The sequence below is a fragment of the Myroides sp. LJL119 genome (assembly GCF_054871605.1).
On sequence record NZ_JBTXLO010000007.1, the window covers coordinates 162,968 to 178,899 of the forward strand.

General features: G+C 34.0%; 16 protein-coding genes. 13 read left to right on the top strand and 3 right to left on the bottom strand.

What is annotated here, in order from left to right; all coding sequences use genetic code 11:
* The first annotated feature begins 54 nt into the window (after positions 1-54).
* The 4 genes from ACYSNV_RS09170 (at position 55) to ACYSNV_RS09185 (ending at position 3,519) form a co-directional block, all read left to right on the top strand.
* On the top strand, positions 55-651 hold the full coding sequence (locus tag ACYSNV_RS09170) for a YceI family protein (protein ID WP_461762272.1): 597 nt from the start codon (positions 55-57) through the stop codon (positions 649-651).
* Between the two features lie 96 nt (positions 652-747).
* The gene (gene prfA, locus ACYSNV_RS09175) at positions 748-1,821 is read left to right on the top strand and encodes a peptide chain release factor 1 (protein WP_461762273.1); all 1,074 of its coding nucleotides are present in this window, start codon (positions 748-750) and stop codon (positions 1,819-1,821) included.
* A 77-nt stretch (positions 1,822-1,898) separates the two neighbouring features.
* Positions 1,899-2,717, top strand: coding sequence for an orotidine-5'-phosphate decarboxylase (gene pyrF, locus ACYSNV_RS09180; protein WP_461762274.1), 819 nt, complete (start codon positions 1,899-1,901; stop codon positions 2,715-2,717).
* Position 2,718: 1 nt separating this feature from the next.
* A complete protein-coding gene (locus ACYSNV_RS09185; protein WP_461762275.1) occupies positions 2,719-3,519 on the top strand; it encodes an ABC transporter substrate-binding protein in 801 nt (266 codons plus the stop codon).
* A gap of 157 nt (positions 3,520-3,676) precedes the next feature.
* Here ACYSNV_RS09185 and ACYSNV_RS09190 read toward each other — a convergent pair whose 3' ends face one another.
* Entirely contained in the window at positions 3,677-4,501 is an 825-nt protein-coding gene (locus ACYSNV_RS09190; protein ID WP_461762276.1) for a DUF4197 domain-containing protein, read from the bottom strand.
* Positions 4,502-4,521: 20 nt separating this feature from the next.
* Positions 4,522-5,049, bottom strand: a complete 528-nt coding sequence (locus ACYSNV_RS09195; protein ID WP_461762277.1) for a DUF7935 family protein — start codon at positions 5,047-5,049, stop codon at positions 4,522-4,524.
* Positions 5,050-5,170: 121 nt separating this feature from the next.
* Between ACYSNV_RS09195 and ACYSNV_RS09200 the strand changes: the two genes are divergently transcribed.
* From ACYSNV_RS09200 to ACYSNV_RS09220, 5 genes are all read left to right on the top strand, one after another.
* Positions 5,171-7,507 carry an ATP-dependent helicase gene (locus ACYSNV_RS09200; RefSeq protein WP_461762278.1) on the top strand — a complete coding sequence of 779 codons (2,337 nt, stop codon included), beginning with the start codon at positions 5,171-5,173 and terminating at the stop codon, positions 7,505-7,507.
* 27 nt (positions 7,508-7,534) lie between these two features.
* Positions 7,535-8,158: an L-threonylcarbamoyladenylate synthase gene (locus tag ACYSNV_RS09205; protein ID WP_461762279.1), complete on the top strand. Its 624-nt coding sequence runs from the start codon at positions 7,535-7,537 to the stop codon at positions 8,156-8,158.
* A gap of 142 nt (positions 8,159-8,300) precedes the next feature.
* Positions 8,301-9,494, top strand: a complete 1,194-nt coding sequence (gene sucC, locus ACYSNV_RS09210) for an ADP-forming succinate--CoA ligase subunit beta (RefSeq protein ID WP_461762280.1) — start codon at positions 8,301-8,303, stop codon at positions 9,492-9,494.
* Between the two features lie 138 nt (positions 9,495-9,632).
* Complete coding sequence (locus tag ACYSNV_RS09215; protein ID WP_461762281.1) at positions 9,633-10,346, top strand: SDR family oxidoreductase; 714 nt, start codon at positions 9,633-9,635, stop codon at positions 10,344-10,346.
* Positions 10,347-10,397: 51 nt separating this feature from the next.
* Positions 10,398-10,802, top strand: coding sequence for a DoxX family protein (locus ACYSNV_RS09220; protein WP_461762282.1), 405 nt, complete (start codon positions 10,398-10,400; stop codon positions 10,800-10,802).
* 43 nt (positions 10,803-10,845) lie between these two features.
* On the opposite strand, the gene ACYSNV_RS09225 is transcribed toward ACYSNV_RS09220, so the two are convergent.
* A complete protein-coding gene (locus ACYSNV_RS09225; RefSeq protein ID WP_461762283.1) occupies positions 10,846-11,196 on the bottom strand; it encodes a DUF2200 domain-containing protein in 351 nt (116 codons plus the stop codon).
* 243 nt (positions 11,197-11,439) lie between these two features.
* On the opposite strand from ACYSNV_RS09225, the gene ACYSNV_RS09230 reads away from it, so the two are divergent.
* From ACYSNV_RS09230 to ACYSNV_RS09245, 4 genes are all read left to right on the top strand, one after another.
* Positions 11,440-12,918: a DASS family sodium-coupled anion symporter gene (locus ACYSNV_RS09230; RefSeq protein WP_461762284.1), complete on the top strand. Its 1,479-nt coding sequence runs from the start codon at positions 11,440-11,442 to the stop codon at positions 12,916-12,918.
* 211 nt (positions 12,919-13,129) lie between these two features.
* The gene (locus ACYSNV_RS09235) at positions 13,130-14,176 is read left to right on the top strand and encodes a CNNM domain-containing protein (RefSeq protein WP_461762285.1); all 1,047 of its coding nucleotides are present in this window, start codon (positions 13,130-13,132) and stop codon (positions 14,174-14,176) included.
* Between the two features lie 208 nt (positions 14,177-14,384).
* On the top strand, positions 14,385-15,359 hold the full coding sequence (locus ACYSNV_RS09240) for a Na/Pi cotransporter family protein (protein ID WP_461762286.1): 975 nt from the start codon (positions 14,385-14,387) through the stop codon (positions 15,357-15,359).
* 108 nt (positions 15,360-15,467) lie between these two features.
* Positions 15,468-15,929, top strand: a complete 462-nt coding sequence (locus ACYSNV_RS09245; RefSeq protein ID WP_461762287.1) for a GNAT family N-acetyltransferase — start codon at positions 15,468-15,470, stop codon at positions 15,927-15,929.
* Positions 15,930-15,932: the final 3 nt, after the last annotated feature.

Here is a 15,932-nt window from a genome sequence, read left to right on the forward strand (position 1 = left end):
TTCTGTGTTAATTTTTGTACTTTGTGCCAAAAGATATATTAAATTAGAATGACTATGAAAAAAACTATTTTTGCAATTTTAGTTGCAGGTATGTTTGCTGTTTCATGTGGACAAAACAAAACCGACAAAGTGGAATCCTCAACTACTGAGAAAACACAAGAGCAAACCAAACAAGATTTAAATTATACTTTACAATGGACTGCATTTAAAACACCTGAGAAAGTTGGGGTAAATGGAAGTTTTACCGATATAAAGTTAAATGGTGTTAATCTTGAGGCTCCTACATTAGAACAAGCTTTACAAGGAGCTACCTTTGTTGTGGTAACAAAAACTGTAAATACAAAGGATCCTGCTAGAGATCAAACCCTAGTGGCTAACTTCTTTGATAAAATGACTGGAAATATTAATGGTTTTTTCGGTGATTTTAAAGATGGGAAAGTAGCGGTTCATTTAACAATGAATGGCAAGACAATAGAAAAACAATTTGATTATACAACTATAGAAAATGGTATTCAATTAACAGGAAGTATTGATATTATTTCTGATTTTGCTGCTCAAGGGGCGTTTGACGCATTGCATGAGGCTTGTAAAGCCTTACACGAAGGAAAAACCTGGTCAGATGTTAATATTGTAGTAGATATTACAAAATAAATTCTTAATGAATTTGTAAAACAAGAGGAATATTTTAGCGATATTCCTCTTTTTTTTTTACCTTTGCAAACCAAATGAATTATCTGTTTTTAAGATATGTTAGATAGACTACAAATAATAAAGCAACGTTTTGATGAGGTTTCGGATTTGATTATTCAGCCAGATGTAATCATGGATCAGAAGCGATACGTGCAATTAAATAAAGAATATAAAGATTTAAAACAGCTTGTTGAAAAACGAACTGAATACATCGAAGTAACTGGAAATATTCAAGAGGCCAATGAAATTATCGCCGATGGTAGTGATGAGGAAATGGTAGAGATGGCTAAAATGCAACTAACAGAGGCTAAAAGCCGTTTACCAGAGTTGGAAGAGGAGATTAAATTTTTATTAATCCCAAAAGACCCAGAAGATGCCAAGAACGTTATGGTTGAAGTTCGTGCTGGTACTGGAGGTGATGAGGCGAGTTTATTTGCAGGAGATCTTTATAGAATGTATACCAAGTACTGTGAGAGTAAAGGTTGGAGAACTTCCGTTGTGGATGTAAATGAAGGTACTTCGGGTGGTTACAAAGAGGTGATTTTTGAGGTTAGTGGAGAGGATGTTTACGGTACTTTAAAGTTTGAAGCAGGAGTACACCGTGTGCAGCGTGTACCTCAAACAGAAACACAAGGTCGTGTTCATACTTCAGCAGCAACTGTAATGGTACTTCCAGAGGCCGAAGAGTTTGATGTACATATTGATATGAATGACGTTCGTATCGATCTTTTTTGTTCTTCTGGTCCAGGAGGACAATCTGTTAATACAACAAAATCTGCTGTGCGTATGACTCATATTCCCACTGGGTTAGTTGCTCAATGTCAGGATGAGAAATCGCAACACAAAAATAAAGATAAAGCTTTATCTGTTCTACGTTCACGTTTATACGAGATGGAACTAGCAAAAAAGCAGGAGCAAGATGCTCTTAAACGTAACTCGCAAGTAAGTAGCGGAGATAGATCTGCTAAGATTAGAACTTACAATTACCCACAAGGAAGGGTGACAGATCACCGTATAGGTCTTACCCTTTATGATCTTGATGGAGTTATGAATGGTAACATTCAAAAGATAATAGATGAACTACAGATGGTTAGTAACACGGAGAAATTGAAAGAAAGCGACGTGTTCTAATATTCTAAAAACCTAATAATTAACCACACTTACTTTTGTATAGTGTGGTTTTTTTTGAATAACAATACAATTAAGTTATGACTACACAAGAATTAGTTGAGCAAATTCAAGAAAAAAAATCTTTCTTATGCATAGGTCTAGATGTGGATTTAGATAAAATTCCGGCTCATTTATTAGAGTTAGAAGATCCTATATTTAGCTTTAATAAAGCAATAATTGATGCAACCCACGATTTGGCAGTAGCCTATAAACCCAATATTGCTTTTTATGAGGCTTATGGTATCAAGGGGTGGATGTCCTTGAAAAAAACGATTGATTACTTAAATGAAAATTATCCGCATCTTTACACCATCGCCGACGCTAAAAGAGGGGATATAGGTAATACGGCAAGTATGTATGCTAAAGCATTCTTCCAAGATATGTCATTTGATAGTGTAACTGTGGCACCTTATATGGGTAAGGATTCTGTGGAACCTTTTTTGGCTTTTGAGAACAAACATACCATCTTGTTGGCTTTAACCTCCAATGAAGGAGCATTTGACTTTCAAACGCAATTAATAGACAATAAGCCTTTATACCAACAGGTACTACAAACTTCTCAAAAATATAACAATGCTCATAATTTAATGTATGTTGTTGGGGCAACAAAACCAGAACATTTTAAAAGTATTCGTGAGATTGTTCCAAATAGTTTTTTACTAGTTCCTGGAGTAGGTGCTCAAGGTGGAGATCTTCATCAGGTTTGTAAATATGGATTAGCACCCAATGTAGGACTTTTAATTAACTCCTCACGAGCGATTATTTATGCAAGTAAAGCCGATGATTTTGCCCAAAAAGCAAGAGAACAAGCCGCTTTAATACAAAGCCAAATGCAACAAATCTTAAAAGCTAGATAAAATGATTGTTTTAAAAGATCAAATCGGACAAGAGCATCAGTTCAAGCAAGCACCCAAACGCATTGTTTCCTTAGTACCTTCGCAAACTCAAACTTTGTTTGATTTAGGTTTAGAGGAGCAGCTTGTTGGGATAACTAAGTTTTGTATACATCCATATCATTTGGCGGCAACAAAAACCAAAATTGGAGGTACTAAAAAAGTTCATATAGAAAAAATAAAATTACTTCAACCCGATATTATTATAGCCAATAAAGAAGAAAATACCCAAGAAATAGTAGAAAGTCTAAAGGATATTTGTCCGGTATGGGTTACAGATATAGTTACTTTACAGGACAATATTCAAATGATAGAGGATTTTGGGATTATTTTTAATAAAAGAACCGATGCAAAGAAGTGGATTGATAAGATAAATTTTGCGCAGAAAGATTTTATGCAATTTGTAGCTCCTTTACCAAGTTATAAAGTAGCTTATTTTATTTGGAGAGAACCCTATATGGTGGCTGGAGACAATACGTTTATAAATGAACTATTGAAACTCAATAAGTTTGATAATGTTTATGCCAATAAACCAGGGCGTTACCCAGAGGTGGAGATCCGAAAAATAAGAATTCAAGGTGATCCAGAACTAGTTTTCTTATCCTCTGAACCATATCCTTTTAAAGAAGAGCATGCCTTTGAAATAGGGCGTTGTACGCATCACGGGAAGACGGTATTTGTGGACGGAGAGATGTTCTCGTGGTTCGGGACTAATTTATTTAGAGCATTTAATTATTTCAAACAAATTCACCGAAGAATATCCTAAAAAAATAAAACCGAGTAGAGGCCTAATTCTACTCGGTTTTTTATTAACTAACCCTAACCTTTATGAAATCAATCATATTTTCTACTGCAAATATCAAAAAAAAATAATTGTTCCTTAGTTAAATGAATGTTATAATAATGTTATCGCTTGTATTTATTTAATTTTTTGAAATTTTATCAAACAAACTCTTTAAACTTTTTGTTTTTTCTTTTTTATTCTCTTCTGATTTGTTTGAAACCTGCGTATTCGATGTTTTTGTTGTGTTATCTTGAATAGCAAAAACCTCTTTTAAAAGATTATTACTCCTAGCTCCGGGTAAATTTTGACGAATTTCCAATTCCTCTACCGCTAACATGTTAAATACCCCATTTAGTGTTTCTTGGGTAACGTAATTAGTTAGATCAACATCTACTGGATTTACCAAAGGAAGTTGGTTATAGCTTTGAAAGATGTTTTGCCACACTTTATCTGCACCTACCTTTGCTAATGATTCTTGAACAACTGGGTTTATTTGCTGATATAATGCCTCTGAGGTGGTTTGTTTTAAATAGTTTGTCGCCGCATCGTTGCCTGCTAAAAGTATATTGGTTGCATCTTTAAAAGAAATGTTTTTAATGGCCTCAACAAATATAGGCGTAGCACCTTGTACTGCATTTTCGGCGGCTCTATTTAAGATAATAATACCTTGATCGGCTAATTGTCCCAGACCTGCTTTACGCAAGGCTTGATCAACTTTTTGTACCTGTTCGGGTAATAGAATTTTTGCTAATTCATTTTTATAAAAACCATCTTTCTGGGTTAGTTTACTTACTTGTTGGGTGATACCGTTGTATAATGCTTCTTTTAATCCTTGGGAAACTTTATCTTGGGATAGTAAATTAATTGCATTTTTTGAATTGTCTTGAGCCTGAATTTGTAAACTTAATTTGGGAGTAAGGCTTAAAGCGCAAATTAGTAAGATACTGTGGAGTTTTTTATTCATAGTAATTTTTAAAAATATATTTATAAGTATTGCTGGGCCTGTGCCTTTATACTTTCTATACAAATGGTGGTGTTTTGCTTTAAAGAGCTAGCCTGGGTTATAAGGGCTCTTTGTAGATCTTGCGCATTATCAAGAGACTCTATGCTGCTGGTTTGTTGGATTGTTTGTATTAAAGTCTGTTTTGTTTGACTAATAATAGACCATAGTTTATCACTAACATAGATTTGTTGGGAGATATTAAAATCAAATTCTTGATTTATATGTTGGATAAGAAGTGTTTCAAAAGATAGCTTATCTTGGCCAATAGGGGTTATGCGCAACAACAAGTTTTCCAAATCAATTCTCTCCACTAAGATTGTTAATCTTTCTAGTGCTTGAATTTTAAGGGGAGTGGTTTGAAATTCACTGGTATTTAAGTTATCAATTAAATATTTGTTTGCTTTGTTTTGGCTTCTAATTATTTTATTAAAGTAAATACCACTAATTCCTGCCAGGATTAAACCTGGGAGGGTATAGGCTATTAGTTGTGGAATTAAAGAAAATGTCATATAAGTTGTTTTTACAAAAATAGCCAATATAATTAATGTGTCTTAATCTTTTTTATCCTTGTAAAAAACTTGCTATAAAGGTATAGTAGTCGTAATTTTGAAGTTTTAGTAAAGTAAGAATATGCAACATTATATTGATCAGTTAAATCAAGCACAAAGGGCCCCTGTTTTACAGAAGGATGGACCAATGATTGTAATTGCGGGTGCGGGCTCTGGAAAGACAAGAGTTTTAACTTTGAGAATCGCTTATTTAATGCACCAAGGTGTAGATGCTTTTAATATTCTGGCCTTAACCTTTACCAATAAAGCAGCAAGAGAAATGAAATCTCGTATTGCTCAAATTGTAGGAGGTTCCGAGGCCAAGAACTTATGGATGGGTACCTTTCACTCTGTGTTTGCTAGAATTCTTAGATCCGAGGCTGATCGTTTAGGGTATCCAAGTAATTTTTCAATTTATGATTCACAGGATTCACAACGATTAATAGGTCAGATTATTAAAGAAATGCAATTAGACCGTGATATTTATAAGCCCAAGGAGGTTTTAAATCGTATATCTTCCTATAAAAATAGTTTAATTACAGTAAAGTCTTATTACGAAAACCCTGAATTACAAGAGGCGGACGCTATGAGTAAGAAACCTCGTATGGGGGAGATTTATCAAAACTATGTGGAGCGTTGCTTTAAGGCAGGAGCCATGGACTTTGATGATTTATTATTGAAAACAAATGAGCTTTTAACGAGATTTCCCGATGTATTGGCTAAATATCAAAACAGATTTAGATATATATTAGTGGATGAGTATCAAGATACGAATCACTCCCAGTATTTAATTGTTAGAGCCCTATCGGATCGCTTTCAAAATATATGTGTGGTAGGAGATGACGCTCAGAGTATCTATGCTTTTCGCGGGGCCAATATTAATAATATCTTGAATTTTCAAAAAGACTATCAAGATGTACAAACTTATCGTTTAGAGCAAAACTACCGATCGACAAAGAATATTGTTGAAGCGGCCAATACCATTATCGATAAGAATAAGGTTAAATTAGAAAAAGTGGTTTGGACGGCCAATGATCCAGGTCCGAAGATAAAAGTTCATCGATCTTTAACCGATGCCGAAGAGGGACGTTTTGTTGCCTCTACTATTTTTGAATTAAAAATGCGTGAGCAGTCAAATAATAGTGATTTTGCTATCCTTTACCGAACAAATGCGCAATCCAGAGCAATGGAAGATGCTTTGCGTAAAAAAGATATTCCATACCGTATTTATGGTGGGTTATCGTTTTACCAGCGTAAAGAAATCAAAGATGTTTTATGTTATCTGCGATTGATAATCAATCCAAAAGATGAGGAAGCCCTTATTCGGGTTATTAACTATCCTGCCAGGGGTATAGGTGCAACAACTTTAGATAAGTTAACTATTGCTGCAAACCATTATAAGCGCTCTATTTTTGAGGTAATGGAACATATTGATAAAATAGATTTAAAAATCACCGCTGGTACAAAAGGTAAGTTAACTGATTTTGTAAATATGATAAAGGCCTTTGTGGCCAATGATCAAACCATGGATGCTTATGCTTTAACCGAGCATGTAACAAAAAAAACAGGTTTGGTTCAAGAATTAAGAAAAGATACTACTCCAGAGGGAATTACTCGTATGGAGAATATAGAAGAGCTTTTAAATGGTATTAAGGACTTTATTGAAGGCCAAAAAGAAATAGATGGTGCAAGGGGATCTTTAAGTGAATTTTTAGAAGATGTAGCATTGGCTACGGATTTAGATAAAGACAATGGGGACGATGATAGAGTTGCTTTAATGACTATTCACTTGGCTAAAGGACTTGAGTTTCCGACTGTTTTTTGTGTTGGAATGGAAGAGGATCTCTTTCCAAGTGCAATGAGTAAAAGTACAAGATCAGAATTAGAGGAAGAAAGACGACTTTTTTATGTGGCCTTAACCCGAGCTGAGCATCAAGCTTATTTAACTTATGCGCAATCCCGATATAGATGGGGGAAATTAGTAGATAGTGAACCTTCTTGTTTTATTGAAGATATAGATGATGCTTATTTAGAATACTTAACCCCGGTGGAGACTAATTATAGATATAAACCTACAATTAATGCTGATATTTTTGGGGATATTGACAAAAGTAAATTGCGATTAAGAAAGCCTGAAAATACAGCACCTCCCTCTTATTTACAACAAGATGATCAACAAAGTACTATACATAGAAATATTCGCAAGTTAAAACCATTATCCTCGCAGGGTGATACAAAAAACTCTATCGATAATCAATCCTTGCAAGCAGGCCAAAAGGTGATGCATGAGCGATTTGGAGTAGGAATTATTTTAAATCTAGAAGGTGTCGGAGCTGATCGTAAAGCAGAAATAAAATTCGACGTGGGAGGTATAAAGAAACTTTTACTTCGATTTGCTAAGCTGAAGGTTTTATCGTAAATTACAAGTTGAGAAAACAAAAAAAATATGGCAAAGCTTATAAAAATCTATCCGGAGAATCCCAATGAAAAGGAAATAGATAAGGTTGTTAAAATCTTAAAAGAAGGCGGGTTAATTATCTATCCTACCGATACGGTATATGGTTTAGGATGTGATATTACCAATAGTAAAGCTTTAGAGAAAATTGCTAAAATAAAAGGGGTGAAGTTAGATAAGGCTAATTTTTCTTTTATTTGTTCTGATTTAAGTAATATTTCCAATTACGTTAGACAAATAGATACCTCTACTTTTAAAATATTAAAAAAGGCTTTACCTGGTCCTTATACCTTTATATTGCCGGGAAATAATGATTTACCAAAGGATTTTAAAAAGAAAAAAACCGTTGGAATTCGTGTTCCTGATAATAATATTGCCAGAGAGATAGTTAGTAGACTAGGTAATCCTATTGTTTCCACCTCGATTTATGATGAGGATGAAATTATTGAATATACTACAGATCCGGAATTAATTTTTGAAAAATGGCAAAATAAAGTAGATGCCGTAATTGATGGAGGCTATGGAGATAACTATGCCTCAACGGTTGTGGATTTATCAAACGAGCAACCAGAGGTTATTCGTCAGGGTAAAGGAGAAATTGATTTTTTATTTTAATATACTTAAAACCATTATAATTAGACTGTAAGCAAGAAGCAAAGTAACTTCCTTTAAGATATCCTATTAATATAATTAGGTAATTCAAACGGTTTTGTTATTTTTGTATCTGTTTATATTAAATGCTAAACTTATTCGAACTATGAATTTACACGAATTTCAAGGTAAAGAAATATTAGCTAGCTACGGTGTTAGAGTGCAACGTGGGTTGGTAGCTGATAGTGCAGAAGATGCTGTTAAAAAAGCAGAAGAACTTACACAAGAAACTGGAACAAGCTGGTATGTTATTAAAGCTCAAATCCACGCTGGAGGAAGAGGTAAAGGCGGAGGTGTTAAGTTGGCTAAAAACTTAGAGCAAGTAAAAGAGATCGCAGGAAGTATCATCGGAATGGATCTAATTACACCGCAAACTCCACCAGAGGGAAAAAGAGTTAACCGCGTATTGGTAGCCGAGGATGTTTACTATCCAGGGGAAAGCGAAACTTCAGAATTCTATATGTCTGTTTTATTAGATAGAGCAAAAGGACGTAATATGATTATGTATTCTACCGAAGGAGGTATGGATATTGAAGAAGTAGCTGAGAAAACACCACATTTAATCTTCAAAGAAGAAATTGATCCAGCAGTTGGATTACAATCTTTCCAAGCAAGAAAAATTGCTTTTAATTTAGGATTATCAGGAAACGCTTTCAAAGAAATGGTTAAATTCGTAGACGCATTATACAGAGCTTACATTGGTTCAGATGCATCTATGTTTGAAATTAACCCGGTTCTTAAAACTTCAGATGATAAAATTCTAGCTGTTGATGCTAAAGTAACTATCGATGATAATGCTTTATACAGACAAAAAGTATATGCTGAGTATAGAGATATCACAGAAGAAAGACCTATTGAAGTAGAGGCTAAAGCTGCTGGTTTAAACTATGTTGACTTAGACGGTACTGTTGGTTGTATGGTAAATGGTGCTGGTCTTGCAATGGCAACAATGGACTTAATTAAGTACGCTGGATTTGAACCTGCAAACTTCTTAGACGTTGGTGGAACGGCAGATGCTAAACGTGTTGAAGAGGCTTTCCGTATTATTTTAAAAGATCCAAATGTTAAGGCAATTTTAATTAATATCTTTGGAGGAATTGTACGTTGTGACCGTGTTGCTCAAGGTGTTGTAGATGCTTACAAAAATATGGGTGACGAAATTAAGGTGCCAATTATTGTACGTTTACAAGGAACAAACGCAGAGCTTGCTAAACAATTAATCGATGAATCAGGTATGCCAATCTTATCAGCAGTAGCTTTCCAAGAGGCAGCTGATCAAGTTCAAAAAGCATTATCTTAATTCTTAGAATTAAATATAATATTAAAAAAACCCCATTAATATGGGGTTTTTTTTTGTCAAAATAGGATCCATTTATGGATAATTGATGATTTTTAATTACATTTATAATATATTTTTCAATAAAAATGATTTAATAAAATGAAAGACATCAAAAATAAAGTTGTTTATATAACAGGTGGGACAAAAGGAATTGGTAAAGGAATTGCAAAGTCATTACTTGAACAAGGGTGTAAGGTGGCCATTAGTGGAAGAAATAGAGACTTTGTGGAACAAGTAGCCAATGAATTAGGCGACCAACAAAACGTATTAGCTATTGTTTCCGATGTACGTAATTTTCAAGATGAGCAAGCAGCTGTAGAGAAGATATTAAGTACTTTCGGGCAATTAGATGTGGTTATTGCAAATGCAGGGTTGGGTATTTTTGCACCGGTTTTCTCTCTTTCTCTAGAGGATTGGAATGCAATGATTGATACCAATTTAACCGGAGCTTTTCATAGTCTAAAAGCAACTAGTCAGGCATTAATTGACTCAAAAGGATATTATATATCTATTGCTAGTTTGGCAGGAATTAATTTTTTTGCCCAAGGAGCAGGCTACAATGCTAGTAAATTTGGTGTGGTTGGCTTCACACAAGCTGCCATGTTAGATTTAAGGGAATATGGAGTGAAAGTTACAACTATTTTACCTGGTTCAGTAACTAGTAACTTTAATGACCATATACCTAATGAGCAAGATACATGGAAAATTCAACCCGAGGATATTGGCGAATTAGTGGTTGATATCTTAAAGATGAATCCAAATGTTTTGCCTAGTAAGATTGAAGTAAGACCCTTAAAGACTAACTCGAAATAAGACTTGATTTTAAAGTCATTATAGCGTTATTTATAATAAAATTTGATAGTTATGTGTGAAGATTTTGGTAAATTAATCCTTCGTTTGGCCGTTGGTGGCCTTATGATACTACATGGAATACATAAGCTAATTTATGGACATGAGTTTGTAGTGACGCAATTAAGAAATGCCGATCTTCCAGAAATATTATGGGTAGGACTTCCTATAACACAAATTTTAGCTCCTTTGTGTTTGATTATAGGTTTTGCCACAAGGATATCTTCTTTATTAGTTGTCTTTACAATGGGAATGGCTGTTTTTCTAACAAAAGGTATGACAGGATTTGATATAGATCCCAATACAGGAGGTCTATTGGCTGAATTAAATATTTTGTTTTTAGCATCTGCTTTGACCATTAGCTTAATAGGTCCAGGTAAGCTAGCAATATACCAAGGTGATAGCCCAATATTTAAATAAATATTAAATGCATTTAAGGGATTGTTTTAGAACAGTCCCTTTTTTATTGTCTTAAAATTTTTTCCATTTTTTTTCCTCTTGCAAGCTCGTCAACTAGTTTGTCCAAATAGCGTATCTTTTGCATTAATGGATCCTTTATTTGCTCTACCCGATGTCCACAAATAACTCCTGTTATTGTATGAGCCATGTTATTAAAATCAGGTGCTTGATTAAAAAAGTCCCTTAGGGTGGTCTTGTTGTGTATAATTTTTAGCAAATCTTCTTGGTTGTATCCCGTGAGCCAGAAAATAATAAGATCTAGATCCTCTTTGCTATATCCTTTTTTTTGAACTTTATGAATATAATGCGGATATAGACTTGCGAAACTCATATTGTATACTCGTTGATTATCCATAATGCGTAGTTTTTGATTTTTAAATATAGCAAAATTAAAAAAAAACAATAAATTATAATTTCCTTGTTATAATGTTTAAAAAATTGTAAATTTAATATGTTTTTTGGATTAACTAGTGTTTGTTTTTTATAGTTTTAAAGCTTTTTATCCTAAAAAAAAGAAATTAATTCTTTTTAAAACCTATTTATGCCAAGGTGGCTGGGTAGTTGCTTGTAGTAACAATCAATTAAGGTTAATAATTATATGGGTCTTACATTACAACCAATAAAGATTTTGCCAGCCAGTATTAGCGTAGCTATAACTTTAATTATCTGGTTTGTTGTTCCTATTCCTCAAGGGGTTGCTCCCAATGCCTGGCATCTTTTAGCCTTGTTTGTGGGTACTATAGCTGCTATTATAGGCAAGGCTCTACCCATAGGAGGAGTATCGGTAATTGCTATTGCTTTGGTAGCCATTACCCAGGTAACTAATCCAGGAAATCCCAAGGCTGCTTTATCTGATGCTTTAAGCGGATTCTCCAATGACTTAATTTGGCTTATTGGTATTTCTATTATGATATCCATGAGCTTAACAAAAACAGGCTTAGGGGCTCGTATAGGATATTATTTAATATCTGTATTTGGAAAAAAAACAATTGGGATTGCTTATTCTTTGGTGTTTTCTGAAACTTTTTTGGCTCCAGTTACCCCAAGTAACACCGCAAGGGGAGGTGGTATTATTCATCCAATTATGAAGTCCATAGCTAGTAGTTTTAACTCAAGTGCGCAACAAAACAGTAGTGGGAAAATTGGAAAATATTTGGCATTAGTTAATTATAATACCAATCCTATTACCTCGGCTATGTTTATAACCGCAACAGCTCCAAATCCATTAATTGTTAGTTTAATCTATGAAGGAACACAGCCAAAAGGGCAGTATATTTCGTGGATTTCGTGGGCGGTTGCTGCCTTTGTACCTGCTATTATTTGTTTGATTATAATGCCAATTATTATTTTTTGGATTTATCCTCCAACGATAAAAAAAACGCCAGACGCGCCGATTTTTGCAAAAAAGGAGCTGGCTAAATTAGGACCTATTAGTTTGGCTGAAAAAATAACTATGGGAGTATTTATTTTACTGCTTTTATTATGGGCAGGGGTTCCAGAGATGATTTTTGGGGAAAGTTTTGCAATACAACCCACCACTGCTGCGTTTGTTGGATTATCGGTTTTGATTTGTTTTGGTATTTTAACCTGGGAAGACTTATTGAAAAATACAGGAGCCTGGGATACCATTGTATGGTTTGCAGCCCTTGTGATGATGGCCTCGTATTTAGGAAAATTGGGTTTGGTAAACTGGTTAGCTCAAAGTGTTGGCTCTGGTATTAGTAACCTAGGAGTTAATTGGGCATTGGGATGTGGAATTCTTTTACTTGTGTATGTTTACTCTCACTATTTCTTTGCCAGTACAACGGCTCATATAACGGCAATGTTTGGCGCATTTTTCGCCGCTGGATTAGCCCTTGGTGCCCCTGCAATGCTTTTGGCCTTTAGTCTTGGTTTTTCCTCTTCTTTAATGATGTCCTTGACTCATTATGGTACTGGAACCGCCCCAATTATCTTCGGTTCTGGTTACACAAGCCTGGGGGAGTGGTGGAAAACCGGTTTTATAATGAGCGTGGTTAACTTACTTGTATTTATAACAATTGGTTCATTGTGGTGGAAGTTTTTAGGTTTTTGGTAGTTTTTTAAATCCAATGAGAGTTTTAACATTACTGCTTACCAGTATTTTTAGCTACTGGAGTGAGCAAGGGTTCAAAAAGTAGTAGGTTATAAAAATAGTCTTGTTTTGGTGAATATTTTTATCACTTGGGTACTTTATTTAGTTGTTTGGGTTAAAATTGAAAATTTTATATAATAAGGATTACTAGTTTTGAGCAAATTAAAACTTATTTATGATCCTATTATTAGTTTACTTATTTACCGCTTTATTTGTTTCCTTTATCTGTTCCTTGGCCGAGGCTGGTTTACTCTCCGTGTCTGTTGCTTTTTTAAAAGGTAAGGCGCAAAATGGCGATAAAAAGGCACAAGAATTATTAGATATGAAATCTAACATTGACAAGCCTTTATCTGCAATTCTTTCTTTAAATACAGTTGCTCACACCGTTGGTGCCGCCGGGGTAGGTGCCCAAGCAACTTATGTTTTTGGACAAGCTTATTTTGGTATTGTTTCTGCTGTTTTGACCTTACTTATTTTAGTGTTAACAGAGATTATCCCCAAAACACTTGGAGCCAATTATGCCAAGTCGTTATATAAACTATCCGCAAACAGTATAAAGGTGATGCTTTGGATTTGTTATCCATTGGTTATACTAAGCTCATTTGTTACAAAAAGACTTACTAAAAAAGAAAACCATAGTACCATTAGTCGCGAAGAAATAGCTATTCTAGCCAGTATTGGTGAGCAAGAAGGAGTTTTAGAGGGTAAAGAAAATAAAATTATTCAAAATATTATTCGTCTTAAAACAGTTAGTGTAGAACAAATTATTACCCCTCGTATTATGATGAAAAGTGCAGATAGCCAAATGGATTTGCGTGGATTTTTACAAAATAAAGAGCTTTTACATTTCTCGCGTATTCCTATTTATGCCACACAAAATGATAATATTATAGGGTATGTATTAAGAGAAGTTGTTTTTGAAAACTTAGCTGAAGATAAATTCGATTTAAAGTTAGTTGATATAAAAAGAGATATTCTTATTTTTAGTGAGCGAATTAGCGTAGTTACGGCCTGGAATAAATTCATTGAACATCAAGAGCATATTGCTGTAATTACCAATGAATATGGTGAAATTAGTGGTCTGTTGACCCTAGAGGATATATTGGAAACTTTACTGGGATTTGAGATTGTTGATGAAAAAGACCGTATTGTGGATCTTCGGGATTTTGCTTTAAAGAGATGGCAGAGTAAACAAAAAAAATACCAGTATTTAGATCAATAAAAAAGGTGATTTTTTAAAAATTAAACCAAGTGTTTTGTAATAAAAAAAAGAGTGTTTGTAGAAAAAATTCTATAAAGACTCTTTTTGTTTTTTTAGGGTTATTTATCTCAAAAGCAATATTTAAAAGTATTGTTTAACAAAAGAATTTAGTGTAATATAGCATATGAAATTCACTTGTTTGAATTATTTATAATCCAAATGTTTTTATATGTACGAAAGTTTTCAAACTATTATTGTTATCATTGCTGCTATAACTTTATTTATTTTTGGACTTCAAAGCTTCTCTAAAGAAATCGAAGCCTTAGGAAAAGACCGCTTAGCCAATTGGATTGGTAAGATAACCAAGCTGCCCTTGGGTGGTTTTTTGCTCGGTGCGATATTCACCGCAGTGATTCAATCCAGTACATTGGTTTCAACTTTGACTGTTTCTTTGGTAAATACTGGGATTATTTCCTTCCGAGATAGTATTCTAATTTTGCTGGGAACCAATATAGGAACAACCAGTACGGCATGGATTGTTTCAATGAAGTCTTCTTTTTTAGGCCCTTTTTTTATTGTCTTAGGTACTTTAATTAGTATGATACCTAAACGGATTTCTGTGGCCGGTAAATCAATCTTCTATTTTGGTTTTATATTCTTTAGCCTCTCTTTTATATCCACGGCAATGGAGCCAATTAAAAACAATCCCGTTTTAATTGAAATTTTAGCCAAAGCATCCACCCCTTTATTGGGAATACTCTATGGAATAGTAATAACCATTGTGATTCAATCCAGTTCGGTAGTGGTTGGTTTGGTTATTGTTTTATTGAGTCAAGGAACTATAGATATTGATTCGGCTATTCCAATTGTTATTGGAGCAAATATAGGGACTACCTCAACAGCACTATTGGTGAGTTTACGATTGTCTTTTTTGGCAAGATTGGTGGCTTTTGCCGCTAGTTTGTTTAACGTTATAGGGGTCATTTTACTTTTTCCTTTTTTATCAAAATTAAAAGATATTGCCTTGGCCTTTAGTGATCAGCCTGCTTTACAGGTTGCTATAGCCTTTACTATTAGCAATACATTTACCTCTGTTTTTTTCTTACTGTTTTTAAAACCAACCATATCCAGATTACAAAGACATAAATGGTATAGATTGGCTGTTATTGAACAAAGGAAGATAGCGGACTCTATAAGGATGTAGTTGTAAGTTGTAGGCTTTAAAGCAATTAGACCTTCTTAGTTAAAGTATTGATTTAATTTTTATTTATGTAACACTTTAAGATTGATTAAAGTTAGATATTAATTTTTTATGAATAATAGTTTAAAAATTTATAGTATTTCTCCTAGCCAAGCTCCTTATGAATTATTGCTTTTAGCCGATCAATCCAAAGAGGCTATTGATAAATATCTGACTTTATGTGATGTTTACCTGGCCAATATCCAAGGTAAAGATGTTGGTGTATGTTGCGTGAGAATGCATAACCAATACCAAGTGGAGATTATGAATATAGCCGTTGATACGCAGTTTCAAGGTCGGGAAATTGGAAGGGAATTAATCCAATATGTAAAAAAAATAGCTCGTGCCAATAAAATAAGACAAATTCTAGTGGGTACTAATGATAATGGCGATAAACAAATTAAATTCTATCGTAAAAATGGTTTTGTTGATTTTTACACCAGGGTAAATTATTTTAAAGAAAACTACAACGAGCTGATTTGGGAAAATGGCAAATACTTAGACCATATGCTTGTATTAAGGTATGAATTCTAGTAA